Genomic DNA, 25,079 nt, shown 5'->3' with positions numbered 1-25,079 from the left:
CCGGGAAAGCCTGTCCGGAAATTCCGGTCAGACGAGCATCGCCATCGGGTTTTCGATGACCTGCTTGAAGGCGGCGAGGAGTTCTGCGCCAAGCGCGCCGTCCACCGCACGGTGGTCGGTCGAAAGCGTGACCGACATCACGGTCGCAACCTTCACTTCGCCATCCTTCACCACGGCCCGCTGTTCACCTGCGCCGACCGCGAGGATCGTCGCATGCGGCGGGTTGATGACGGCGGCGAAGTCCTTGATGCCGAACATGCCCAGATTGGACACGGCCGTGTTGCCGCCCTGGAACTCTTCCGTCTTCAGCTTGCGCGAACGCGCCCGCGCGGCCAGATCCTTCATCTCGTTGGAGATGGCCGACAGCGTCTTCTCGTCGGCGCGGCGCACGATCGGCGTGATCAGACCGCCGGGGATCGACACGGCAACGCCCACATCGGCGTTTTTGTGCTTCACCATGGCGTTCTCGGTCCACGACACATTTGCATCCGGCACCATGGCCAGCGCCTTCGCGTGGGCCTTGATGACCATGTCGTTGACCGACAGCTTGTAGGCCGGCTTCTCGCCATCCCCGGTCTTCACCTTCGGCGCGGCATCATTGAGCTGCTTGCGCAGCGCCAGAAGCGCGTCGATCTCGCAATCGAGCGTCAGGTAGAAATGCGGGATGGTGGACTTGGCCTCGACCAGACGACGGGCGATGGTCTTGCGCATGCTGTCATGCGGGATGAGCTCGTAGGAGCCTTCCTCGAACAGTTTCAGCACCTGATCGTCGGACATGGCCTGCGGCGCGGACGCCGCGGCGGAAGCTGCTTCAGCCGGTGCGGCTGCGGCGGCTGCCTTCGCACCGCCATCCTTGCCTGCTGCTTCCACATCGGCCTTGACGATCCGGCCCTTCGGCCCCGAACCGGCGATGGCGGACAGGTCGAGACCCGCTTCCTTCGCCAGACGGCGGGCGAGCGGAGAAGCGCGGACGCCGGAGGATGCTTCCGCAGTCGCTGCCGGAGCAGCGGCGACGGGTGCGGCGGCCTCAACGGGGGCCGGCGCTTCCGCCTTTGCGGGCGCTTCGGCTGCGGCTTCGGCGGGCGCAGAAGCCGGCGCATCGGCCACGGCCTCCCCTTCTTCATAGATCCACGCCACAACCTGACCGACCGGAATGTCGATGCCTTCCTTGCCGGTGATGTTGCGCACGATGCCGGCGGCAGGAGAATCGATCTCCATGGCCGCCTTGTCGGTCTCGATCTCGAACAGGAGATCGCCCTTCTTCACGGTCGCGCCTTCCTCGACAAGCCAGGAAGAAATGCGGCCGGTCGACATGTCCATGTCGACCTTGGGCAGGATGACTTCAACAGCCATGTCAGCGCGCTCCCGTAACCAGATCGCGGGCCGCCTTGACGATGCCGTCGACCTGCGGAACCGTCGCCTTTTCCAGCTCCGGATTGTAGGGGATCGGCGTTTCCGCGCCGCCCAGACGGACGACCGGTGCGTCGAGATAATCGAAGGCCTCGCTCTCGGCGATCATCGCCGAAATCTCTGCGCCGACGCCGAGCGTCTTAACGCCCTCATAGACGCACATCAGGCGGGACGTCTTGCACACGCTGTCGATGATCGTCTGGCGATCCATCGGGCGGATGCTGCGCAGGTCGATGACCTCGACGTCGATGCCTTCTTCGGCCAGCTGCTTTGCAGCGTCCAGCGACTTGTGCACCATGATCGACGTGGCGACGATGGTGAGATCAGCGCCCTCGCGACGAACGGCAGCCTTGCCAATCGGCACGGTGTAATAGCCTTCCGGCACTTCGCCCTTCATCTTGTAGAGGAGCTTGTGCTCGTAGATCATCACCGGATCGGGATCCTCGATGGCCGCAAGCAGCATGCCCTTCACATCGTGCGGGGTGGACGGCTGGATGACCTTCAGGCCGGGCACATGGCCGAGCCACGCTTCGAGGCTCTGGCTGTGCTGCGCGGCAGCGCCCGTGCCGGAACCGGCCGGGAAGCGCATGACGACCGGCACCGAAACGGCGCCGCCCAGCATGTAGCGCATCTTGGCGGCCTGGTTGACGATCTGCTCCATGGCGAGCGTCGCGAAATCGGAGAACTGGAACTCGAAGATCGGGCGCATGCCGGTCACGGCTGCACCGACTGCGACGCCAGCGCCGCCCAGTTCCGAGATCGGCGTGTCCATCACGCGCTCGGGGCCGAAGCGCTCCACCAGATCGCCGGTGACCTGGAATGCGCCACCATAGACGCCGATGTCCTCGCCCATGAGGAACACGCGCTCATCGCGCTCCATGGCAATGGCCATGGCTTCCTGGATGGCCTGCGCGTAGCTCAGTTCACGCGTGGCTGTCTCGACTTGCGCGTCCATCAGGCCTGCTCCGTGTAGACGTATTTCTCAAGATTGGCGACTTCGGGCATCGGGCTTTCCTTGGCGAACTCGATGCCTGCTTCGATTTCCTTGCGGACCCCTTCGCGGATCGCTTCGATCCCGGCGGCGTCGATGACGCCGAACTCGACGAGTTCTGCCTCGAACGCCTCGATGGGATCACGCTCGGTCATCCACTCTTCGATCTCTTCCTTGGTGCGGTAGCGATTGCGGTCGCTCTTGGAGTGGCCGCGATAGCGATAGGTCTTGCACTCGATGAGCGTCGGTCCCTCGCCATTGCGTGCGCGCTCGGTCGCCTCGTGCATGGCCTCGGCCACATCCGACACGACATTGCCATTCACGATCACGCCCGGCATCGCATAGGCGGCGGCACGGTCGGCAATGTTGGGAACCGCCGTCGCGCGGGCAACGGAGGTGGACATGCCGTAGCCATTGTTCTCGCAGACGAAGACGACCGGGAGCTTCCAGATGGCGGCCATGTTGAGCGCCTCGTGGAACGCGCCCTCATTGTTTGCGCCGTCGCCGAAGAAGCAGACAACGACATTGCCGGTCTTCATCTTCTTGGCGGTCAGGGCAGCGCCAACGGCAATCGGGAGACCGCCGCCGACAATGCCGTTTGCGCCGAGGTTGCCCGTCGACACATCGGCGATGTGCATGGAGCCGCCACGGCCACGGCAATAGCCGGTGGTCTTGCCGAAGAACTCGGCGAACATGCGCGAGACGTCCGCACCCTTGGCGATGCAGTGGCCGTGACCACGGTGCGTGGAGGTGATCTGGTCTTCATCAGAAAGGCCGAGGCAGATGCCGACAGCGCTTGCTTCCTGTCCGATGGACAGGTGCATTGTGCCGTGGATCAGGCCACGCATGTAGCTTTCTTCTGCGCCTTCCTCGAACTGGCGGATCAGATACATCTTGCGCAGCGCATCGCGCAGCTTTTCCTGATCGAACTGCCTGTAGATGAAAGGCTGGTTGGCGCCATCGGTTTTCGAGGCGCTCTTTTTGGCCGTGGCCGACATTTTTACGCTCCTGTCTAGAGCATCGGACCGAAAAGCGGGAACCGGCTTCCGGTCCGATGTTCCATCAATAAATCAGATCGTCCGTGTGCGCCCGAACGGGCGCATGGCGATCTAGCCGTAAACGAGCTTGTCCTGACGCGCGCGCAGCTCGGCGATCTTGGAACCGGCCGGCGGGGCAGCGTTGTCGGACGTGATCAGTTCACCCTTCTTGATGGGCTTGGTGACCGTGCCGCCCTGAAGCAGACCGCAGGGGATGGCCCTGGAGGCGCGGGCCTCGGGCACCGTCATGATCCATGCGCGGTAGCAATATTCACCGATTGCATCGAGCGTCTCGCCCGGCTGCATGTCCTTCTTGGCGACGGCGCAGACTTCCGCAACCGGCTTGTCCAGCGGCACCATGTCCGGCTTGCCGTAGAGAACGACGCGGGCGCAGGTGAGCGGCACTTCAAGCGAGGTGAGGTGATAGGGACGGTGGAAGGTGAAGTATGGGCCCTTGCCCATTTTCAGGTCTTCCATGCGCTCCGAAATGCGCGGATGCGACATGTCGGCGACAACGAAGACGCCGGGCGCAACGCCCTTGCCGATGGAGTAGTCCACCACGCCAACGCGCGACAGCACGCCGCCATCCTTTTCCGGCACCAGTACGGAGGACAGCACGTCCAGCGTCGCCTTGGGGCCATGCATGCCCGGCTTGTCCGGCACGAGACCGGTGGCGTTGGCGATGGCCGCCATCTCGACCATGGTCTTGGAACCATCGACGAACTCGACCAGCATGCGCACATTCATGTTTCGGCGCGCTGCTTCCTCGGCGTAGTCGTCCGGGATCGCATCGATGTTGAGCGGGTTGTTCTTGCCCTTGCCGGCGGCGACGATGGGATGCCCCATGGCCGAAACGAACTCGATCAGCTCCATGCAGGAGGACGGCTCGTCGCCAGCGCCCAGCGAATAGGTAACGCCCAGGCGGTCGGCTTCGCTCTTCAGATAAGCGCCGATGGTGACATCAGCCTCGACATTCATCATGACGAGGTGCTTGCCGTGCTCCATGGCCCGGAGGCCGATTTCAGCACCGACAGCGGGAACACCGGTCGCGTCGATCACGACGTCGATGAGATCGTTCTCGAGAAGCAGATCGGCATTGTTGGTGACGGCAACTTTGCCGGCTTCCATCGCCGCGGTCATTGCGGATTGCGTGTCCGCTTCCTTGGCGTGCCCTTCTTCCTGATAGGCGATATCCACGGCGCGGCTTGCCGCAGGCAGATTCAGCTCCGAAATGGCGCCGATTTCAATGCCGGGCATATGTGCGACGCGGGTGACGATATCGGTACCCATTTCGCCCGACCCCACAAGGCCGATACGGATCGGCTTGCCGGATTTGGCCCGATCCTCGAGATCCCGGGCAAGGCCGGTAAGCGCAACGTTGGCAGACATTTCTGACCACTCTCCCAGATGGCGTTTCCTCAGATTGAGGCTTATTGAACATATGTTTAGGTGTCAATACGAATGTCCATGAACGCAGCAACAACGCCCTGCTCTCCCCAGAACCGTCAGCAGCAAAAGCCCGCACAGCAGACATGACGCCAGGGAAAGAGAAAATCGTAACATTCCAGCTTTTGTGAACGCTCTGTTTCAGTTTTCCGATCTGAACGAACGCAAATGGGCTTCCTAAATGAAGAACCAGCCAGGGAAGACGCCTCGGCTTCGAAGTAATAACACACTTCCCTGACGGAAATGTGAAACGCTTGTTGATAGCTAACTGGAGTACTGAAAATGAAAACTGCTCTCTCCGCTCTCGTTATTTCCACCTTTATTGCAGCTCCGGCATTTGCCATTGAGCCGATCAAGGGAAGCATCACCTATGACGGTCCTTCTCAGTCGACGCTGAGCAAAACGCCGGTCGGTTCTGTTCTTCAGCACCAGTTCAACGGGAACGGCAATGAATATCGCGAGATCTATGTTGTCGGTGACGACGGCCGTCCGGTGCTCGTAAATCGCACGATCGTAGACAACAGCTAATGTTCAAATGAACATTGCAAGAAAGGCCCGGACATCGATCCGGGCCTTCTCTGCATCAGGGGGAACTCTACTTCGAAACGCGATTACCTGTTTCGCAATACAACACAGGGCAGCCCGCCACTGCGAAAACGGCGACAGACACGCACCGCATCCGGCCGGCTGTCAGCGCCGATGCGGACCGCATAGATGCCGCGCCATCCGCGCGGCGAGCGCACCCGGGTAACGACCGGCTCGTAATCCTTCAGAAGCGCTGCATGCCGGCGCAGAACCATCTGCCACAGCCTTATCGCCACATCGCGGCGAAAATGCCCTGCCACCTGCACGCCCCAGGGCTGGGTGTGAACACTGGCCATCGCCATGACGGCGCGGGCGGAAACAGGCAGAGCAAGACAGGCCTCATCGAACGACTTGTCGGGATGCAATGGCTGAACCTTTGCAGCGCGCGTGCGCTCGGAGAACGTATCGACCGGCTCCCCCAGGATCGCCATGACGTAATTCTCGGTTTCGAGCGGCAGGAAACCGCCCTTCGAGAGCCAGCGTGAGACACGCCCCTCTCCCGCATTGTAAGCGGCGGCGGCCAAACCGAGATTGCCGTACTTCTCTTTCAGCTCCGCCAGATAGGCAGCCGAGGCCGGTATCGCCTTTTCAATATCAAATGCATCGTCGAGGCCGCGCATCGCCGCTGTGCCCGGCATGAACTGCGCCACGCCCTCCGCCCCCTTGGGACTGACGGCATTGGGATTGAAGCGACTTTCCTTCCAGAGGAGCCGGGCAAGGAAGGCGGGCTCCATGCGATTGTCCCGCGCCTCAGCCTCCACGATCCGGCAGATGGAGGCGATGAGCGTCGCCTTCTCCGTTTCATCCTTCTTCTGGTCGCCCTGCTCCGCGCGAACGGAAGAAAGGCCGGGCAGAAGCATGACGAGCATGGCAATATGCAAGATCAGCCAGCGGGAACGGACATGCTGCATCGGGCACCCTTTCGCTCTGGCCGAAGCGTAGGGCCAGCCCCGACGACAGGCAAGCCGCAGGAGAGAAGCCGCAATGGCAAAGAGCCGTTTGCCGCATCAAAAAGCCGTCGATCATTCCGAAGGAGGCATGGTGGAGCTGAGGGGAATCGAACCCCTGACCTCGTCATTGCGAACGACGCGCTCTCCCATCTGAGCTACAGCCCCGTTCCACCGATTGCACGCATTTAGGTATGCGGAAGCGGGCCTGTCAAGAAGTGCGCGCGCAAGAAGAGAGCGCATGGAAACTGCACCCTGCGCCGTGCAAAAATTCCCTCCAGACTTGCCGCATCCACCGCCAATGGCTACATGTCGCAAAATTGCCGGCATGCAATGCAGGAACCGCCTGTGCGTGCCGCGCTTAACACGGCCCAGGAGACCGGCATGCTCGCGCTTATCCAGACCATCATCATGGCGCTCGACATCTATTGGTGGCTGATCATCGCCTCCGCCATCTTTTCCTGGCTGTATGCCTTTAACGTGGTCAACCCGCGCAACCAGTTCGTCGGGTCCATCGGCAACTTTCTCTACCGCGTGACGGAGCCGGCGCTGCGCCCCATCCGCAAGGTCCTTCCGGACCTCGGCGGCATCGACATTTCGCCGATCATCCTGCTTCTGGCGCTGTTCTTCATTCGCCAGTTCATCCTGACCACCGTCGCCCCGGCGCTTCTCTGATCCATGTCGGAACTGCCCGCCTTCTGCCGACAGGCCGATGACGGGCTGGTGCTGTTTGTGCGCCTGACGCCGAAATCGTCGCGCGACGCCATTGAAGGCCCGGCGGAAACGGCGGATGGTCGCTGCCATCTGAAAGCGCGGGTGCGCGCCGTGCCGGAAAACGGCAAGGCCAATGCCGCGCTTGAAAAACTGCTCGCCAAGCAGCTTCGCGTGCCCGCAGGCAGCGTTTCGGTGACCGGCGGAAGCACTTCGCGCCTCAAGACCGTGACAGTGGCGAACGCCGACAAGGACGTGCTCGACCGGCTCTTCAGGCTTCGCTGCAGAAAAATAAGGCTCCCCTGTCGAAACAGGCTATGCTCCGCCCCCAAGGGGGATGAGGGTGATGAAGAGGAGCCTGCCCATGAGAATGGCACTGACCAGACTTGCGATAGCGGGACTTGCGATGGCGGCGATGGCCGGCACGGCGCGAGCGGTCGACATTGAAAGCGCATATACAGAGCTGAACACCAAAGAGAACTGCGCGCCCTTTGCCGCGCCGGGCGGCGACGACCCGGGCGACTGGGTCAATCTCGTATGCTCGGGCTGGAAGGGCTATCCCGTTCTTGTCTACTACAGTGATGCACGGGAATCGCTGTTCTATGGCTTCCCGCCGGCCGGCGATCTGGCGCCTGAGTGGGAAAGCTTCTCCGCCTTCAACTCCACCGGCCCCACCATCGAATGGCGCATCATGAAGGATGGCGACCGCGAATGGCCCGTCGCGACGATCCATCGCTGGTTCGTGGATGACGATTTCGGCGACAAGATCGAAGTGCTGGTGGTGGAGAAGGTCGGGCAGCTTCTGGAACGGCAGGGCTGCGTCGTTGGCTATGTGGTTGCGACAGGCAACGAAAACGCCAATGAAAAAGCCCGCCGCATTGCTGATCGGCAGGCCTATGACTTTGCTTGCGGGGCCGACCAGCCGGTCGTTGACGCGGGCGAGGTGCCAGCCCCGATGAGCGCGGGTGGCGGCGGCTAGAACACGGGACCGAAAACTGGAATCGGCTTTCGGTCCGATGTTCAGGTGATCGTCTGGATCGCCCGTGGTGCGCCCTGATGAACGCAGGCCGATCCAGACGCCGCCAGCGCCATGCTTACTTGCTGGTCTTGGCCCGCTCGATGGCCTCGACGATCAGCCTGCGCGCTTCGCCGGCATCCAGCCAGTCGCCGATCTTGACCCACTTGCCGGGCTCGAGATCCTTGTAGTGCTCGAAGAAGTGCTGGATCTGCTGGAGGGTGATCTCGGGCAGGTCCTTGTAGTTGTGCACGTTCTCGTAGCGGCGCGTCAGGTGAGCCGACGGCACGGCGATGATCTTCTCGTCCTGTCCGGAATTGTCTTCCATGACGAGAACGCCGATCGGGCGCACATTGATGACGCAGCCGGGAATGAGCTGGCGCGTGTTGCAGACCAGAACGTCGATGGGGTCGCCGTCATCCGACAGGGTGTGCGGCACGAAGCCGTAATTGCCCGGATAGGTCATCGGCGTGTAGAGGAAGCGGTCGACGACCAGCGTTCCCGAATTCTTGTCCATCTCGTATTTGATCGGCTGACCGCCGACCGGGACCTCGATGATGACGTTCACGTCTTCCGGCGGATTATCACCGGTGGAGATGGCGTCTATGCGCATGGAGAAGCAACCTTTGTTCTGGCAGGTGATGGCTGCCGGAGACCGGCGCGGCGACCGATAAGGTCCACCGGACGAGGCAACCCGGAAATGGATGGCTGCCGCTTTATCGCGTCACAGGCCGCATGGCAATGCAGCGAATGGTGCAGTGCGAAATTTTGATGGTGCGCGCGCGGACCGGAAAGACATGCGCAGCAGGGTCGAAGCTCAGTCCCAGACGAAGGCCAGCTTGCGCAGCGCCCGGCTGTGAAACACCTCGACGCCCTCGGCAATGTCGCGCCCGCCGGCACCGGCATAGAACGCCAGCGCTGCCTCATTGTCTTCCAGAGCCCACACGACAAGACCGTTCAGACCATGGGCCGACAGCATGTCGCGCGCGGCCTGGAAGAGCCGCGTGCCAAGACCGACGCCCTGATATTCAGGCCGCAGGTAGAGCTCGTAGATCTCGCCTTCCTGCGTCAGCTCACGGGCGCGGTTGCGCCCGAGCGTTGCGTAGCCGGCAATCTCACCGCCGATTTCGATGACGAGAACGGTGGCGGACCGACGAATCGCATTGGCCCACCAGCGCGGACCACGACGACCGATCATGCGCCCCAGCGCCTGATAGGGGATGATGCCGGTATAGGCCCCGCGCCACGCGCTATCGTGGACTGCGGCCACCGCCTCGGCGTCTTCCGGCTCTGCTCGTCTGATGTCGATCGTCAGCGTGTTCATAGTTTCTTAACCATAGCTGCGTCGGGTCGACATGCGCAAGCATTAGAGCGCTCATCTTTGCGGTCGCGCACAGGCAGCCGAAAGCGCTCAGATTTCCGTCAAACGGTCTTCGATTTCATTGGGATTAAGCCGGCCGGCGGGGAAATGCTGTGCAAGCACCTCTCCGGCGTAGCCAACGGTTTCGACAAACCCGTCGGCCAGCGTGCCGCGGCGCGCGTGCTCCAGCATCATGGCGACGCCCTCGTTCCAGACACGCTGTTCGACACAGGCGTCGATCTCGCGGTCAGCCACGATTTCCACGTAGCGTTCCGCCAGCGAAACGAAAATCAGAACGCCGGTCCGCCCCTCGGTCACATGGATGTTGTGGGCGAAAAACTGGTTCTGCGCTTTCTCGTGGGCGCGCCGGTATTTCAGCGCCCTGGGCACAAGCGCTACGCGCAGCCCCCGAAAAGCGATCAGAAGAGCGCCAGCCGCGGCAAATGCCGCGAGCTGCGCAGCGGCGAAAACCACGGGATCGACGGAAATCCACCAATGCCTGAGCGCCAGCGCCAGAAACGGCCCGAGAATGAGGATTGCCAGCGCGACGATGAGGCCGGCGGGATAGAGGTAGGGATCGCTGGACCGCGCGAGCACGCAGTAGATTTCGCCCGCAGTGCTGCGCTCGGCGTCACGGATCGCCTTTGCGATGCGGGCGTGTTCTTCGTCCGTCAGTGTCCTGATCTTTCGCAACATCCTACCAGCTCCCCGAAGCACCGCCGCCGCCGGACGAACCGCCGCCGCCGGAAAAGCCCCCGCCACTGCTGCCGCCGGAAGACCATCCGCCGGAGGAGCTGCGTCCGGAGCGCCCGCTGGACTTCTTGTAATTCACCTTCATGCCGAGCCACTCATACTGGCCCGGCCCGATCTTGCGCCCGAAGATGGGCGGCAGAAGCGCCATGGCGAAACCGCCGAAGAAGAAGGTGCCCCAGACGATAAAGAACAGGATCGTCGGCCAGGGAATGCTGTCATCTTGCTGCTGGCTGCGCCGGGCGCGGGCCTCGAGCTCCGCCGCATTGCCCTCCAGCACCATGATGATGTCATCCACCGCGCCATCGATGCCGGCGTCGTAATCGCCAGCGCGGAAGGCCGGCACCATGGTGTTTTCGATGATGAGTTTGGAGTGCAGGTCGGTCAGCGTGCCTTCGAGACCATAGCCGACCTCGATCCGCATCTTGCGGTCATCGAGCGCGACCAGAAGCAGGACGCCATTGTCCTCACCCGCCTGCCCCAGCCCCCATGCGCGGAAGAGACGGTTGGCGAATGGCTCCAGCGCCTCGCCATCGAGGCTGCGAATGGTGGCGACGACGATCTGGTCGGAAGATTTCTGCTCGAAAGCTTCGAGTTTTCCGGTCAGGCGGGCCGTGGTTTCCGCATTGAGGATGCCGGCGTCATCGACCACCCGCCCGGTGAGCCGGGGCAGTTCCGCAGCGGCCAGCGCCGATGCCAGAAACAGAGCGACAAGGCCAGCCGCAAGGGCAAGCCAAAGGCGCTGGCGATCACGTGCGGCGGGAAACCGCCGGACTGCCTCCCCCATCGATCAGTCTCCGTCAGCCGCCGCTGTTCGTGCCGAAATTGACCGACGGCGCATCCATCTGCTCCTGCGAGATGGTGAAGGTCTCATAAGGCTCGTTGCCCGTGAACCAGAACATCGCCCACAGCATGGAGGGCAGTGTCTTCAGCGACGTGTTGTAGAGGCGAACCGCCTCGATATAGTCGCGCCGGGCGACGGCGATGCGGTTTTCCGTGCCCTCAAGCTGGGCCTGCAGCGCCAGGAAGTTCTGGCTCGCCTTCAGATCCGGATAGTTCTCGACGACAGCCAGAAGGCGCGACAGCGCGCCGGTCAGGCCGGCCTGGCTCTCCTGAAACGCCTTGAAGGCTTCCGGGTCGGTGAGCATGTCCGTCGACACCTGAACCTGGGTGGCCTTTGCGCGCGCCTCGACGAGGCCTTCCAGAACCTCGCGCTCGTGGGAGGCATAGCCCTTCACCGTTTCGACCAGGTTCGGGATGAGGTCGGCGCGGCGCTGATACTGGTTCAGCACTTCGCTCCAGGCGGCCTTGGCCTGTTCCTCACGGGTGGGGATGGTGTTGAACCCGCAGGCAGAAAGCAGCGGCAACATCACGAAGAGCGCCAGAAGAGAAAGAAGGCCGCGCTGAGAGACAGCGGCAAGCGGCTTGGCAATCGGCATGAAGGAGCGCCTCCGAAACATTGGTTCTGGGAACATTAGAGCATCGGACCGAAAAGTGGAAACCGGTTTTCGGTTATTCCGATGCTCCATCAATCGCTTAGATCGTCCTTTGTGCGCCGGAATGGGCGCACGGCGATCTAGAACATGGGCCACTGACAGGAAACCAATTCCGATCAGGCTGCCCATGCTGTACGGTTATCGCAAATCCACTGCAACGGGTTTTCAGATGGGGTCGGGAAACAAACAGGATCAGGAAGCCGAAGCGGAGTCGCGCCGGATTCTCGAGCGGGTTGGCCGAGAGAGCGAAGGCAGCTCCATGATGACGCGCGTGCGCGATCACGTGGCGGCTACCGATGCAGAGCAGAACGACCCGATTGAACTCTGGGGCACCCGCATCGGCAGGGCCATCGCCGTGACCACGCTGACGGCCCTGATCCTCTGGCTCCTTCTCTACGTCTTCGGCATAATCGGCGGATAACGGACAGCATGACCAATCAGGACAACCGGGGCGAGGCGCGCGCCGTTATCGTCATTTCAAGCCATGTGGCGCGCGGCAGCGTTGGCAACAGGGCGGCCGTTTTCACCCTTGAGGCACTGGGCTTTCCGGTCTGGGCGGTGCCGACGGTCATTCTGCCCTGGCACCCCGGCCATGGGCCGGCGACGCGGATCGTGCCGGAAGCAGATCAGTTCGCGCGCTTCATTCACGATCTGGAAAACGCCCCCTGGCTGGGTGAAGTGTCGGCCGTGCTGACAGGCTATCTGGGCGGGCCGGAACAGGCGACGGCGATTGCCGGGCTGGTGAAAACCCTGAAGGCACATAACCCGCAGGCGCGCTATGTCTGCGACCCCGTTCTGGGCGACAAGGGCGGGCTTTACGTGCCGGAGGCGACGGCAACGGCGATCCGTGATCAGCTGCTGCCACTGGCCGACATCACCACGCCGAACCGCTATGAGCTGGCGTGGCTGACTGGGATGGAGATTTCCGGCACGGAAAGCGCCATTCGCGCGGCGCGGCAGGCCCCGCCGGCGGATGTGATGGTGACGTCAGCGCCGGCCAGCAGCCCCGACCGGCTCGCCAATCTTCTGGTGAGCGAGACGGACGTTCTGCGCGCCGTGCATGACAGCATTCCAAGCGCGCCGAACGGGACGGGCGATCTGACGGCAGCGCTCTATCTCGCCCGGCTGCTCGCAGGCGAGACGCGTGAAGAAGCGCTTGCAAAGACGACGGGCTCGGTTGTGGCGATCCTCAACAAGGCGGCAGAACGCGGCTCGAACGAACTGATGCTCGAAACCGACCGGCAGATCCTGACGCGCCCGGAAATGAGCATCGAGATCGAGCATGTGGCGGAAACCGCGGAGGCATGACGGCGGTCTGAGCCTGCGGGCAAACGCATAAACCGGATTGCCCGAAGAACGGTTTACCGTTATTCGGAATTCCATGACCCATCTGCCAGACCGTCTTATCGCCGGCTACCGCAACTTCATGGCGGGCCGTTACAGCTCCGAGAGCGATCGCTATCGCGCATTGGCCAAGGATGGCCAATCCCCGAAAACCATGGTCATCGCCTGCTGTGATTCACGCGCGGCGCCGGAAACGATTTTCGACTGCGGCCCCGGCGAGCTTTTCGTCGTGCGCAACGTGGCCAACCTCGTGCCACCCTATGCGCCGGACGGGCAGCATCACGGCACGTCCGCAGCCCTGGAATTCGCGGTGCAGAGCCTCAAGGTGAAGCACATCGTCGTGATGGGGCATGGACGCTGCGGCGGCATTGGCGCGGCGCTGAACCGCTCGGCCGAGCCGCTTTCGCCCGGCGACTTCATTGGCAAATGGATGGGGCTGGTCAAGCCGGCCGCAGAAGCCCTGGCCGAGAACGAGATGATGACAAAGGCCGAGCGCCAGACAGCGCTTGAGCGCATCTCGATCCGCTACCAGGTGGAAAACCTGCGCAGCTTTCCCTGCGTGAAAATTCTCGAAGACAAGGGCAGACTCACCCTGCACGGCGCGTGGTTCGACATTTCGAGCGGCGAGCTGTGGGTGATGGACCCCAAGACCGGCGATTTCGAACGGCCGGACTTCGAGTAGACCCGATGCTGTCAGGCGGGATCGCCTGACTTTTCACCAAAAGCGAAGCGCGATGGCCCCGTATCAGACGGGGCCTGTCGGGCCATGCCGCAATGCCGTTGCCAGCGTTGGCTCCGGCAGCCTGTTCCAGATGATCCATGAAACGATTGCCACCGTTCCAAGCGTCGGGATGATGAGTACCATGGCCAGAACGGGATCGCCGATGAGTGCGGCGATGGTTCCGCCGGCGAGCCCTGTGGTCATCTGAAGAAAGCCCGTCAGCGACGATGCGGAGCCCGCAATGCGGGGGAATGGGGCAAGGCCCGCCGTCATCATGGCCGGCATCACGAAAGCGATGCCGAAGGCATAAACGCCGACCGGCCCCATCACGCCGATGAAGCTTGGCTCGAACAGGGTGAGCGCAAACACCAGAAGCACGCTGCCCACACCGATGGCCGTGAGGCCGATGGGCACGAGCCTGTAAGCGCCGAGCGACTTCATCAACTGCCGCGCGGCGACAGCGCCGACGAAATACATGCCCGATTGCGCCAGCATGCCGAGGCCAAACTCGGCGGGTGTCATGCCGACATTGTCCATTAGAATGAAAGGCAGAACGGTTGCCTGCGTATAGAGCGCGCCGACCGCACCGGCGATGACGAAGCTCGACAGCATGAAGTAGCCATTGCTCAGAAGCAGGCCATAGGAGTGGACCAGCGCCTTCGGGCTGATGCGCGAGAGATCGCGCTCGACGGTCTCGCGCATACAGAAATGGATGATGAGCGCGATCACCAGTCCCGCCACCAGCATGAGAATGAAGATGGCGTGCCAGCCGGCTATCTGCATCGTCAGACCGCCGAGCGTCGGCGCGAAGGCCGGCCCCACGGCAAGAATGATGCCGACCAGGTTCATGATCCGGGCGGAACTTTCATTCGTGAAAAGATCGCGCACGATGGCGCGTGAAACGGCCACGCCGACGGCCGCGCCAAAGCCCTGTAGAAAGCGGGCGGCGATCAGCGTTTCAATGTTGGGTGAGATCAGCGCGATGAAGCTCGCCACCACATAGATCGCGATGAAGGCGAAGGTGACGGGCTTGCGCCCGAGGCCATCCGACAGGGGGCCGCAGAACAGCTGCGCCACTGCAAAGCCGGCAAAGTATAACGAGATGGTCATCTTGACCGCCGCTTCCGTGGTGCCGAAAGCCTCGACGATCTCCGGCAGCGCAGGCGTGAAAAGCGCCATCGAAACGGGCCCGAGCGCCACCAGCAGCGCACCGATGATGCTGACCCGCCGTTCGCTCATCAGCGGCGGTGGCGGGGTTTCGGCATCCGGTGCTTCTGCGCGCATGTTCATAAAGGCTCCCCCTGCCGTGGCGCGGCAGGCTTTTGCGACAGGCCCGCCAGATTGGCCCGCACCACTTTCAGTTTCTCGAGCATTTCGTCCCACTCGGCTTCGCTGAGCGTGCCGGCAGCGCTGCGCCGCATCTCGGTGCCCACCCGGCCAATGGCCTCAAGCACTCCATCGGCCTTGTCCGTCAACTCGACGAGCTTTGCCCGGCGGTCGGACGGGTCGTTCGCACGGCGCACGAGATCGCGCGCCTCAAGCCGGTCGAGATAGCCGCTCAGCGTCATCGCCTCGACGCCCATGCGCTCGGCGAGAACATTCTGGCGAACTGCGCCGGCGCGCGCGGCATGAACCAGCGTGCGCGCCTCACCGGGCGTCACGCCGATACCGGCATTGGAAATTGCCCGATCCATCGTGTTTCTGATCAGACGATAAACGTCTGCGATGAGGAAACCGAACGATTCCGGATTCACGTGCTGCGTCATCAAAAAGACCCTTATTATAAGGCAAACTTAATATAAGCCATACATATAGTCAGCCCCTATCATCGTCAACTCCGGCCATTGCGCCGCCAGCCGCCAGCGCTTACATCGCAAGGGCTCTGTTCCTCCAACGAACCGGAAACGCCATGCAGAAATCCGCTCCCATCGATCTTGCAACGCACCCGCTGACGAACTGGACCGGGCCGCACGGCCTGCCGGATTTCACCGCATTCGACGATGCCGCGTTTGCGCCCGCTTTCGAGGTAGCCATCGCTGCCCATGAGGCGGAGATCGAGCAGATCGCCAACAATCCGGACGCGCCGGACATCGAAAACACGCTGGCTGCGATGGAACTCGCCGGCGAAGCGCTCTCGCGGGTCTCGGCCATCTTCTGGTGCCGCGCAGGCGCACACACCAATGAGACGATCCAGGCGCTGGAACGGGAAATCTCGCCGCGCATGGCCCGGCACATCTCGTCCGTTCTCATGAACGCGGCGCTGTTTGAGCGCATCGACCGGCTTTATCAGGCGCGCGACACGCTCGACCTTGATGCAGAGACCGACCGCGTTCTTGAAAAGGTCTGGAAGCGCTTTGTGCGCGGTGGCGCGCAGCTCGACGCAGACGACAAGGCGCGGCTTGCCGTGATCAATGAGGAACTGGCCGGACTTGGCGCGACATTTGGCCAGAACGTGCTTGCAGACGAAAGCGGCTGGTCACTGTTTCTGGAGGAAAACGACCTGGCCGGGCTCTCCGACGCGCTGAAGAGCGCGATGGCGGAAGCCGCCGAAGCGCGCGGCGAGCAGGGCCGCTATGCGGCAACGCTCTCACGCTCCATCGTGGAACCGTTCCTTGCCTCCTCCGAACGGCGCGACCTGCGCGAGAAGGTGTTCAACGCATTCGCCAAACGCGGCGAGAATGGCGGCGACACGGACAATGCCGACATTATTGCGAGCACGCTGAAGCTTCGCGCAGAAAAGGCGCGATTGCTCGGCTATGAAACCTATGCCGCGCTGAAGCTGGACGACACGATGGCGAAAACGCCGGAGGCCGTGCAGGAGCTGCTGCAGCCGGTCTGGCGAAAGGCGCGCGAGAAAGCCGCCGAAGACGAAAAGGAACTGGCGAGGCTGGCAGCCGAAGACGGCCAGAACCACGCCATCGCCCCCTGGGACTGGCGCTATTATGCGGAGAAGCGGCGCGCCGAGCGCTTCGCCTTCGATGAAAGCGCGCTGAAACCCTATCTCGCACTCGAAAACGTGATCGCCGCCTCCTTCGACGTCGCCAACCGGCTGTTCGGCCTGACCTTCGAGGAGCAGAAGGGCGTTCCGGCCTGGCATGAAGACGTGCGCACCTTCATCGTGCGCAATGCCGACGGCTCGCAACGCGGCCTGTTCCTGGCCGACTATTTCAATCGCCCGTCCAAGCGCTCCGGCGCATGGATGAGCGGGTTGCAGTCGGGCTATCGGCTGGGCGCCGGCAAGACGCCGATCATCTACAATGTGATGAACTTCGCAAAGCCGCCCAAGGGCACCCCTGCCCTTCTCTCGGTCGATGAAGCACGCACATTGTTTCACGAATTCGGCCATGCGCTGCACGGGCTTCTGAGCGACGTGACCTGGCCGTCGATTTCCGGCACCTCGGTCTCCCGCGACTTCGTGGAGCTGCCCTCGCAGCTCTATGAGCACTGGTTCACCGTGCCGGAGGTGCTGCAGAAATTCGCCCTGCACCACGAAACCGGCCAGCCCATGCCGCAGGAACTGCTTGAGAAGATGCGCGCGGCGCGCACCTTCGACGCCGGCTTTGCAACGGTGGAGTTCACCGCCTCGGCGCTGATGGACATGGCGTTCCACAGCCAGGCCGAAGCACCCGAAGCGCCGCTGGACTTCGAGGCGGAAACGCTGAAGCAGATGGAAATGCCGGACGCCATCGTGATGCGCCACCGAACGCCGCATTTCCTGCATGTGTTTGCGGGCGACGGTTATTCAGCCGGCTATTATTCTTATTTGTGGTCGGAAGTGCTCGACGCAGACGCCTTCCGCGCCTTCGAGGAAACGGGCGATCCGTTCGATCCCGAAACCGCGAAGAAACTGCTCCGGCACATCTATGCGGCCGGCGGGTCGGCTGATCCCGAAGAGCTTTACAAGGCGTTCCGCGGGCGCATGCCGACGCCGGAAGCCATGATGGAAAAGAAGGGGCTCGCCTAGGCCCGAGAACCTGACGATGACGGCCTGCCTGCGGGCCGTCATTCAATGGTCAGATAGATGTCACGCCGCCGATAACCGGTTGCCACACTAAACGGTGAAATTGCCTCCCACGACCCAACCAGATCGAGGGAGACTGTCATGAAGTCCTTTGGAGTGAGCACCCGCCGCAAATTCCTGATCGGAAGCGGCGCAACCGCACTTGCCACCACGCTTGGCGGGCTGGCCATGCCCGCCATTTCGCGCGCCTCGTCGCGCCCCGTCTTCACCCATGGCGTCCAGTCCGGCGACGTGGACACCACGACCGGCATGATCTGGACCCGCACGGATCGCCCGGCGCGGGTGGAGTTTGAAGTCTCGACCACCGAGAGCTTCGCCAACCCGACCCGGCTGCCGAGCCTCGACGCCCTGCCCGACAGCGATCTCGCCGTGAAAAGGCTGCTGGAGAACCTGACGCCCGATCAGGATATTTTCTACCGCATGACCGCCGTGGATCTCTCCGACGTTTCGGCGCGCTCGGAGCCGATTGTCGGACGCTTCCGCACCGCGCCCTCTGCACGCCGCGACATCCGTTTCGCCTGGTCGGGCGACACCGCCGGCCAGGGCTGGGGCATCGATGAGACCGGCATGAAGACCTATGCCACCATGTCGAAGCACGAGCCCGACTTCTTCCTGCATTCCGGCGACACGATCTATGCCGACGGCGCGATCCAGGACGAGGTGGAGTTGAAGGACGGCTCCAAATGGATCAACAAGGTGGTGATCGACGAGAAGCGCAAGGTCGCTGAAACGCTGGACGAGTTCCGCGGCCAGTGGAAGTACAACATGATGGACGACCATGTGCGCGCGCTGAACGCCGTGTGCCCGACCTTCTTCCAGTGGGATGACCATGAAGTGGTCAACAACTGGTCGGCCTCCAAGGACCTCACCGAAGACGACCGCTACACCGAGAAATCGGTGGCGCTTCTGCAGGCGCGCGCTGCCCGCGCGTTCCACGAGATGTCGCCGATCCGCTTCACACCGGCAGAGCCCGGCCGCGTCTACCGCAAGATCGCCTACGGGCCGATGCTGGACGTGTTTTTCCTCGACCTGCGCTCCTATCGCGGCCCCAACACCGCTTCCATGCAGGATGAGCTGAGCGATGAGGCCCGCATTCTGGGCGATGCGCAGATGCAGTGGCTGAAGCGCGAACTCTCGAACTCGCGCGCCACCTGGAAGGTGATCGCCTGCGACATGCCGATCGGCCTTGTGGTGCGTGACGGCGAGAAGATCGAGGCGATTGCAAATGGCGACGATGGCGCTGCCAAGGGCCGCGAGCTGGAAATCGCCGAGCTGCTGCGCTTCATCAAGAATGCGGGCATCGAGAACACGGTGTGGCTGACCGCCGACGTGCACTACACGGCTGCCCACTACTACAATCCCGACAAGGCGCAGTTCCAGGACTTCAACCCGTTCTGGGAATTCGTTTCCGGCCCGCTGCACGCCGGCACGTTCGGCCCCAACGATCTGGACCAGACCTTCGGCCCGGAACTGAAATATGTGAAGGCCCCGAGCAAGGAGCAGGGCGTGAACCTGCCGCCTTCGGACGGCTTCCAGTTCTTCGGCCTGGTCGACATCGACGCCGACACCCAGCAGATGACGGTGCGCCTTATGGATCGCGATGACAACGAGCTCTACACAATGACGCTCGATCCCGTGCGCTCGGCCTGACACTGAGCGCATGCACTCGAACCGGGACCTTTGCGCCCCGGTTTTTTGTTTCGCGCGAGCGCATGTGCCACGCAAATGACTGGAGGTAATCCGGTTACTCTTAGAAAATCATGCCCAATTGGTCGCAGTCTGCGAAATTGCATCTTTCCGCAACGCACACTAACTAAACTCGGAAAGCTGTCGAAAACCGTGGAGAGCAAGATGCATCAGACAGGCGCGCCCCAGGGAGCCGAAATGACCGCAGACGCAGGTCCTGCCCGGCCCGACGTGACCGTCTTCTTCGACAGGCGCACCTTCTCGGCACAGTATGTCGTCGCAGATCCGGCGACCGGCAAATGCGCAATCATCGATCCCGTTCTCGATTTCGACGAGAAATCCGGCGCAACCTCCACGGAAAACGCCGACCGGCTCCTCGCCTTCATCGAGGAGAAGGGGCTCGAGCTCGAGTGGATTCTCGACACCCATCCCCATGCCGATCATTTTTCAGCCGCGAGCTATCTGAAAACCAGAACCGGAAAGCCGATCGCCATCGGCGAGAAAGTGGTCGAGGTGCAGAAGCTCTGGAAAAGCATCTACAACTGGCCGGAGTTCCAGGCAGACGGATCGCAGTGGGACAGGCTTTTCGCTGACGGCGAGACCTTCACCATCGGATCTTTGCCGGCAAAGGTCATGTTCTCGCCCGGTCACACGCTGGCCTCGATCACCTATGTGATCGGCGATGCGGCCTTCGTGCACGACACGCTGTTCATGCCCGATTCCGGCACCGCGCGCTGCGACTTTCCCGGCGGCAGCGCGGAGCGGCTCTGGAAGTCCATTCAGGACATTCTCAGCCTGCCGGACGAAACGCGCATCTTCGTCGGCCATGACTATCAGCCGGGCGGACGCGAGCCGCGCTTCGAAAGCACGGTTGCCGAGCAGAAGGCCACCAACAGCCACATGTCGAAATGCGCGACAGAGGCGGAATTCGTTGCCGTGCGCGAGGCGCGCGACAGGACGCTGCCCATGCCGAAGCTCATTCTGCATGCGCTTCAGGTGAACATGAATGCGGGCCAGCTTCCCGCGCCGGAAGCCAATGGCGAGCGCTATCTGAAGTTTCCGCTCAACGCGCTTGAAGGCGCGTCCTGGGGCTAGAGCGCCGTGCATCGTGCTTTCCGAAAATCGATCCCGATTTTCGGGCCGATGCGCTAGACAATTCCAGGAAAAGCGGGAACCGGTTTTCCGTCCGGAATTGCGCAAGAACAATGATTTGAGCGGTCCCGGGGTCGACAACGGGCACTGCGGACTTTCGCAATTGCGAAAAAACCTGTAAGAGCGCGGCAACGCAACAGGGCCGCGCCTTGCCTTTCGCGCGCCTACCGACCCCAAAGAGCACATATGAAACTGCGCAACATTGCGATTATCGCCCACGTTGACCATGGGAAAACGACACTCGTCGACGAGCTTATGAAGCAGTCCGGCGCGTTCCGCGAGAACCAGCGCGTCGCCGAACGCGTCATGGACTCCAACGAGATCGAAAAAGAACGCGGCATCACCATTCTCGCCAAGGCCACCTCGGTGGAATGGAACGACACCCGCATCAACATCGTCGATACGCCCGGACACGCCGACTTTGGTGGTGAGGTGGAGCGCATCCTCTCCATGGTGGATGGCGCAGTTCTTCTGGTGGACGCGGCCGAAGGCCCGATGCCGCAGACCAAGTTCGTTGTCGGCAAGGCGCTGAAGGTTGGCCTGAAGCCGATCGTCGCCATCAACAAGATCGACCGCCCGGACGCACGCGCCGACGAGGTGATCAACGAGGTGTTCGACCTGTTCGCAGCACTCGACGCCACCGACGAGCAGCTCGACTTCCCGATCCTTTACGGTTCGGGCCGCGATGGCTGGATGAACTACAGCCCGGAAGGTCCGAAGGATGAGGGCCTCACCCCGCTCTTCGATCTGGTGCTGAAGCATGTGCCGGAGCCAAGCACGGAGCCCGGTCCGTTCCGCATGATCGGCACGATCCTGGAAGCCAACCCGTTCCTCGGCCGCATCATCACCGGCCGCGTGGCAGCCGGCTCCATCAAGCCGAACCAGGCGGTGAAGGTGCTGCATCACGACGGCACGCTGCTTGAGACCGGCCGTATTTCCAAGATCCTCGCCTTCCGCGGGCTCGAGCGCCAGCCCATCGAGGAAGCGCAGGCAGGCGATATCGTCGCCATTGCCGGCCTCTCCAAGGGCACGGTGGCCGACACGTTCTGCGATCCCTCCGTCAACCAGCCGATGGAGGCACAGCCCATCGATCCGCCGACGGTGACCATGAGCTTCATCGTCAACGACTCGCCGCTGGCCGGCACCGAGGGCGACAAGGTGACGAGCCGCGTGATCCGCGACCGCCTCCTGAAGGAGGCCGAGGGCAATGTCGCGCTGAAGATCGAGGAAGCCGACGACAAGGATTCCTTCTACGTCTCCGGCCGTGGCGAGCTTCAGCTTGCCGTTCTGATCGAGACCATGCGCCGCGAGGGCTTCGAGCTTGCCGTTTCGCGTCCGCGCGTGGTGATGCAGAAGGACGAGAATGGCAATCTTCTCGAGCCAATCGAAGAAGTCGTGATCGACGTGGACGAGGAGCATTCCGGCATCGTCGTGCAGAAGATGTCGGAACGCAAAGCCGAGATGATCGAGCTGCGCCCCTCCGGCGGCGACCGCCAGCGCCTTGTCTTCCACGCACCGACGCGCGGCCTGATCGGCTACCAGTCGGAGCTCCTGACCGACACGCGCGGCACGGCCATCATGAACCGGCTGTTCCACGATTATCAGCCCTACAAGGGCGAGATCGGCGGCCGCATCAACGGCGTGCTCATCTCCAACGATGACGGCGAGGCGGCAGCCTACGCGCTGTTCAACCTGGAAGACCGCGGCCCGATGGTGATCGACGCCGGCGTGAAGGTCTATCAGGGCATGATCATCGGCATTCACTCCCGCGACAACGATCTGGAAGTGAACGTGCTGAAGGGCAAGAAGCTCACCAACGTCCGCGCCTCCGGCAAGGACGAAGCCGTGAAGCTGACCCCGCCGATCCGCATGACGCTGGAGCGCGCGCTTTCCTGGATTCAGGACGATGAGCTGGTGGAAGTGACGCCGAAGTCGATCCGCCTGCGCAAGCTTTACCTGGACCCGCACGAGCGCAAGCGCTTCGAGAAAAGCCGCGCCGGCGCGGCTTGAGGTCTGACTGCTTTCCGGCCAGGTTGTTCACATGAGCAACCTGGCCGAAACACTTTATGCCGACGCTGATGTCGCGCAGTTCTATGATTATCGCGGGGCAGCGCGCCCCGACCTCGCATTCTGCAGGAAACTCGCCAGCGATGCCCACTCGGTTCTCGATCTTGGCTGCGGAACAGGCGAGCTGGCCACTCAGCTGGCCGACAACCATCGTTTTGTAGGAATTGATCCCGCAGGGGCAATGCTCGACATTGCACGCGGTCGCCGTAATGATCCGTTGGTGGAGTGGATCGAGGGCGATGCCCGCACAATCCGGCTGGCCGAACGTTTCGATCTGATTGTCCTGACCGGCCATACGTTTCAGGTTTTCCTTACCGAGGCCGATCAGCGAGCGGTCATTGAGACCATCGCCAAACACCTGAAACCCGGTGGCCGCTTTATCTTCGACAGTCGCAATCCGGACTTCCCGGGTGGGAAAACCCGCACGAAGGAAGAGACACTGCGCCGTTTCACACATCCCAAGCATGGTGAGGTCGAGGCGTGGAACGAGTCCGTTTTCGATGATGAGACACAGATACTCAGCTATCGAAACAGCTACCGGGTGCTGAAGAGTGGCGAGGTCCACACGGCAACGGCGCGCATTCGCTATACGCCAAAGAACACTCTTGCGGCACTGCTGGATGACTGCGGGCTAACGGTCGACCGCTGGCTTGGGGACTGGACCGGCAGGCCGCTCGAGCCAGCGTCGAGAGAGATCATCCCGCTTGGGCGCAACATGGCATCGTAGCCCGTTGAGGGCCGCTACAGGATAGAACCGACTTCAACGCCGCGTCAGGCACCCTCGCCCTTCGACAAGCTCAGGATGAGGGTTGTTGAGGCGTCGGGTGCCAATCCAGTGGCTGTGGCTGTGTGACCGGCATCCCATCAGGCTGCAGCATGGGCGGCTGAAGCATCCGCCAGGCCCGTTTTTACATGCGTCCCAATAACCCTCATCCTGAGCTTGTCGAAGGGCGAGGGCGCCTGGCGCGGACTGAGACGCGGCCTCTCCTTCACGCCACCTCCCAAGGCAGCAGCCCGACGCAGCCGGGTTGACAGCAACCGAACATCCCGCGCTAATCGCCACAAGGTTGTGGAGGAGATCTCAGATGGATCCGGCATTTCTGCTCACGGCGCTTGTCGTTGTGCTGATTCCCGGCACCGGCGTGATTTACACGCTGGCGATTGCGCTTGGTCGAGGCGGCCCCGCTTCGGTTTCGGCGGCATTCGGGTGCACGCTGGGCATCCTGCCACATATCGCAGCCGCAATTCTCGGCATCGCCGCGCTGCTGCATGCCAGCGCCATGCTTTTCCAGATCGTCAAATTCGCCGGCGTGCTCTACCTGCTCTGGATGGCATGGGGCGCGCTGAAGGAAAACGGCATGCTCGATGCAGAGCCAGACCGCACGGCGATTGCACATCGCGCCATCATCCGGCGCGGTTTTCTCATCAACATTCTGAATCCGAAACTGTCGATCTTCTTTCTGGCGTTCCTGCCCCAGTTCATCCCTGCTGAAAGCACCCTTCCCGCGCTCGACATGGCGTGGCTCGGCTTTGTCTTCATGGTCATGACGTTCGTGGTCTTCGTGCTCTATGGGCAGATGGCGTCGCTGGTGCGCGGCAGGGTTCTGTCGAGCCCGACGATCATGAAATGGCTGCGCCGCTCCTTCGCGGCAGCCTTTGCGGCGCTGGGACTGCGCCTCGCCCTTTCGACAAGGTAGTCAGATGGAACTCTCCGCTCTCGTCATCTTCGCCGGCGCGCTTCTGGTTGCTGCCGGCACGCCCGGCCCCAGCATCGCCGCCCTCGTGGCCCGTGTGATCACGCGCGGCTGGGGCGATGTCCTGCCCTTCATGGTGGCGATGTGGATCGGCGAAGCGGTGTGGCTTTCCTTCGCGATTTTCGGCCTCGCGGTTCTCGCCGAAAGCTTCCACCTGGCGTTCTCGGTCATCAAATATGCGGGCGTGGCCTATCTGCTTTATCTCGCATGGAAAATGTGGACCGCGCCGGTGACGAACCCGGACGACGCCGTGCCCGACGCGCAATCGGGCGGGCGGCTGTTCTTCGCCGGTCTGGCGGTCACGCTTGGCAACCCCAAGATCATGATGTTCTACGTCTCGCTGCTGCCCACGATCATTGATCTGGCTTCGGTGACCCTGATGGGTTGGGCAGAGCTGACACTGACCATGCTGCTCGTGCTGCTGGTGGTGGACGCGGGCTGGATCGTCGCGGCGGCGCAGGCCCGAAAGCTGCTCAGAAGCCCGCGCGCCATGCGCATCGCCAACCGTACAAGCGCATCGCTGATGGCAAGTGCAGCAGCAGCCATCGCGGCGCGGTAGGGCGTTCGGCGCTCAGACATTCAGGGC

At 62.4% G+C, this 25,079-nt stretch carries 25 protein-coding genes, 1 tRNA gene and 1 pseudogene; 14 read left to right on the top strand and 13 right to left on the bottom strand.

What is annotated here, in order from left to right:
- Positions 1-27: 27 nt before the first annotated feature.
- The 4 genes from AC4PTT_RS01975 to AC4PTT_RS01960 form a co-directional block, all read right to left on the bottom strand.
- Complete coding sequence (locus AC4PTT_RS01975; RefSeq protein ID WP_492162012.1) at positions 28-1,353, bottom strand: pyruvate dehydrogenase complex dihydrolipoamide acetyltransferase; 1,326 nt, start codon at positions 1,351-1,353, stop codon at positions 28-30.
- Position 1,354: 1 nt separating this feature from the next.
- Complete coding sequence (locus AC4PTT_RS01970) at positions 1,355-2,365, bottom strand: alpha-ketoacid dehydrogenase subunit beta (RefSeq protein ID WP_113153517.1); 1,011 nt, start codon at positions 2,363-2,365, stop codon at positions 1,355-1,357.
- Positions 2,365-3,399 (bottom strand): thiamine pyrophosphate-dependent dehydrogenase E1 component subunit alpha, encoded by a 1,035-nt coding sequence (locus tag AC4PTT_RS01965; RefSeq protein WP_113153518.1) that lies wholly within the window; start codon positions 3,397-3,399, stop codon positions 2,365-2,367. The genes AC4PTT_RS01970 and AC4PTT_RS01965 overlap by 1 nt, the downstream gene beginning before the upstream one ends.
- Before the next feature lie 111 nt (positions 3,400-3,510).
- Positions 3,511-4,827: an NAD(P)H-dependent oxidoreductase gene (locus tag AC4PTT_RS01960; protein ID WP_492162011.1), complete on the bottom strand. Its 1,317-nt coding sequence runs from the start codon at positions 4,825-4,827 to the stop codon at positions 3,511-3,513.
- A gap of 339 nt (positions 4,828-5,166) precedes the next feature.
- Between AC4PTT_RS01960 and AC4PTT_RS01955 the strand changes: the two genes are divergently transcribed.
- Positions 5,167-5,412, top strand: coding sequence for a hypothetical protein (locus AC4PTT_RS01955; protein WP_492162010.1), 246 nt, complete (start codon positions 5,167-5,169; stop codon positions 5,410-5,412).
- A gap of 83 nt (positions 5,413-5,495) precedes the next feature.
- Here the strand turns inward: AC4PTT_RS01955 and AC4PTT_RS01950 are convergent, their stop codons facing one another.
- Both AC4PTT_RS01950 and AC4PTT_RS01945 read right to left on the bottom strand, forming a co-directional pair.
- Complete coding sequence (locus AC4PTT_RS01950) at positions 5,496-6,338, bottom strand: lytic transglycosylase domain-containing protein (protein ID WP_492162009.1); 843 nt, start codon at positions 6,336-6,338, stop codon at positions 5,496-5,498.
- 170 nt (positions 6,339-6,508) lie between these two features.
- Positions 6,509-6,584 (bottom strand) — tRNA-Ala (locus AC4PTT_RS01945).
- Positions 6,585-6,800: 216 nt separating this feature from the next.
- Between AC4PTT_RS01945 and AC4PTT_RS01940 the strand changes: the two genes are divergently transcribed.
- The 3 genes and pseudogenes from AC4PTT_RS01940 (at position 6,801) to AC4PTT_RS01930 (ending at position 8,106) form a co-directional block, all read left to right on the top strand.
- Positions 6,801-7,091: a YggT family protein gene (locus tag AC4PTT_RS01940; protein ID WP_113156082.1), complete on the top strand. Its 291-nt coding sequence runs from the start codon at positions 6,801-6,803 to the stop codon at positions 7,089-7,091.
- A 3-nt stretch (positions 7,092-7,094) separates the two neighbouring features.
- Positions 7,095-7,394 (top strand): annotated as a pseudogene (locus AC4PTT_RS01935) (DUF167 family protein); the annotation flags it as partial.
- Positions 7,395-7,491: 97 nt separating this feature from the next.
- Positions 7,492-8,106, top strand: coding sequence for a hypothetical protein (locus tag AC4PTT_RS01930; RefSeq protein ID WP_492162008.1), 615 nt, complete (start codon positions 7,492-7,494; stop codon positions 8,104-8,106).
- A gap of 115 nt (positions 8,107-8,221) precedes the next feature.
- Here the strand turns inward: AC4PTT_RS01930 and ppa are convergent, their stop codons facing one another.
- From ppa to AC4PTT_RS01905, 5 genes are all read right to left on the bottom strand, one after another.
- Positions 8,222-8,755, bottom strand: coding sequence for an inorganic diphosphatase (gene ppa, locus AC4PTT_RS01925; protein ID WP_113153523.1), 534 nt, complete (start codon positions 8,753-8,755; stop codon positions 8,222-8,224).
- 204 nt (positions 8,756-8,959) lie between these two features.
- Entirely contained in the window at positions 8,960-9,466 is a 507-nt protein-coding gene (locus AC4PTT_RS01920) for a GNAT family N-acetyltransferase (RefSeq protein WP_206545645.1), read from the bottom strand.
- A gap of 87 nt (positions 9,467-9,553) precedes the next feature.
- A complete protein-coding gene (locus tag AC4PTT_RS01915) occupies positions 9,554-10,198 on the bottom strand; it encodes a TPM domain-containing protein (protein WP_206553260.1) in 645 nt (214 codons plus the stop codon).
- A 1-nt stretch (position 10,199) separates the two neighbouring features.
- Positions 10,200-11,039 (bottom strand): TPM domain-containing protein, encoded by an 840-nt coding sequence (locus tag AC4PTT_RS01910; RefSeq protein ID WP_299939322.1) that lies wholly within the window; start codon positions 11,037-11,039, stop codon positions 10,200-10,202.
- Positions 11,040-11,052: 13 nt separating this feature from the next.
- The gene (locus tag AC4PTT_RS01905; RefSeq protein ID WP_113153527.1) at positions 11,053-11,691 is read right to left on the bottom strand and encodes a LemA family protein; all 639 of its coding nucleotides are present in this window, start codon (positions 11,689-11,691) and stop codon (positions 11,053-11,055) included.
- A gap of 184 nt (positions 11,692-11,875) precedes the next feature.
- Here AC4PTT_RS01905 and AC4PTT_RS01900 point away from each other — a divergent pair, with 184 nt between their 5' ends.
- From AC4PTT_RS01900 to AC4PTT_RS01890, 3 genes are all read left to right on the top strand, one after another.
- The gene (locus AC4PTT_RS01900; protein ID WP_492162007.1) at positions 11,876-12,169 is read left to right on the top strand and encodes a hypothetical protein; all 294 of its coding nucleotides are present in this window, start codon (positions 11,876-11,878) and stop codon (positions 12,167-12,169) included.
- Positions 12,170-12,177: 8 nt separating this feature from the next.
- Complete coding sequence (gene pdxY, locus AC4PTT_RS01895; RefSeq protein ID WP_206545641.1) at positions 12,178-13,056, top strand: pyridoxal kinase PdxY; 879 nt, start codon at positions 12,178-12,180, stop codon at positions 13,054-13,056.
- 73 nt (positions 13,057-13,129) lie between these two features.
- Positions 13,130-13,774, top strand: a complete 645-nt coding sequence (locus AC4PTT_RS01890) for a carbonic anhydrase (protein WP_113153529.1) — start codon at positions 13,130-13,132, stop codon at positions 13,772-13,774.
- Between the two features lie 63 nt (positions 13,775-13,837).
- Here AC4PTT_RS01890 and AC4PTT_RS01885 read toward each other — a convergent pair whose 3' ends face one another.
- Together AC4PTT_RS01885 and AC4PTT_RS01880 are read right to left on the bottom strand one after the other, a co-directional pair.
- Entirely contained in the window at positions 13,838-15,103 is a 1,266-nt protein-coding gene (locus AC4PTT_RS01885) for a multidrug effflux MFS transporter (RefSeq protein ID WP_492162006.1), read from the bottom strand.
- Entirely contained in the window at positions 15,100-15,579 is a 480-nt protein-coding gene (locus AC4PTT_RS01880) for a MarR family winged helix-turn-helix transcriptional regulator (protein WP_492162005.1), read from the bottom strand. Before AC4PTT_RS01880 ends, AC4PTT_RS01885 begins: the two co-directional genes overlap by 4 nt.
- A gap of 143 nt (positions 15,580-15,722) precedes the next feature.
- Here AC4PTT_RS01880 and AC4PTT_RS01875 point away from each other — a divergent pair, with 143 nt between their 5' ends.
- The 7 genes from AC4PTT_RS01875 to AC4PTT_RS01845 all read left to right on the top strand — a co-directional run bounded on the left by AC4PTT_RS01875 (position 15,723) and on the right by AC4PTT_RS01845 (position 25,052).
- Entirely contained in the window at positions 15,723-17,777 is a 2,055-nt protein-coding gene (locus AC4PTT_RS01875) for a M3 family metallopeptidase (RefSeq protein ID WP_492162004.1), read from the top strand.
- 138 nt (positions 17,778-17,915) lie between these two features.
- Positions 17,916-19,484 (top strand): alkaline phosphatase D family protein, encoded by a 1,569-nt coding sequence (locus AC4PTT_RS01870; protein ID WP_206545637.1) that lies wholly within the window; start codon positions 17,916-17,918, stop codon positions 19,482-19,484.
- A gap of 234 nt (positions 19,485-19,718) precedes the next feature.
- Complete coding sequence (locus tag AC4PTT_RS01865; protein ID WP_492162003.1) at positions 19,719-20,615, top strand: MBL fold metallo-hydrolase; 897 nt, start codon at positions 19,719-19,721, stop codon at positions 20,613-20,615.
- Positions 20,616-20,858: 243 nt separating this feature from the next.
- Positions 20,859-22,682: a translational GTPase TypA gene (gene typA / locus AC4PTT_RS01860; protein ID WP_113153534.1), complete on the top strand. Its 1,824-nt coding sequence runs from the start codon at positions 20,859-20,861 to the stop codon at positions 22,680-22,682.
- Between the two features lie 31 nt (positions 22,683-22,713).
- Positions 22,714-23,466 (top strand): class I SAM-dependent methyltransferase, encoded by a 753-nt coding sequence (locus AC4PTT_RS01855; protein WP_492162002.1) that lies wholly within the window; start codon positions 22,714-22,716, stop codon positions 23,464-23,466.
- Positions 23,467-23,824: 358 nt separating this feature from the next.
- A complete protein-coding gene (locus AC4PTT_RS01850; RefSeq protein ID WP_475083701.1) occupies positions 23,825-24,436 on the top strand; it encodes a LysE family translocator in 612 nt (203 codons plus the stop codon).
- Positions 24,437-24,440: 4 nt separating this feature from the next.
- Positions 24,441-25,052 (top strand): LysE family translocator, encoded by a 612-nt coding sequence (locus tag AC4PTT_RS01845; RefSeq protein WP_206553266.1) that lies wholly within the window; start codon positions 24,441-24,443, stop codon positions 25,050-25,052.
- Positions 25,053-25,079 lie beyond the last annotated feature (27 nt).

This window comes from Nitratireductor sp. WH36-1, from assembly GCF_058725515.1.
Note: the sequence above shows the minus strand (reverse complement) of the source record. Positions and strands in the feature narration are given on the sequence as shown.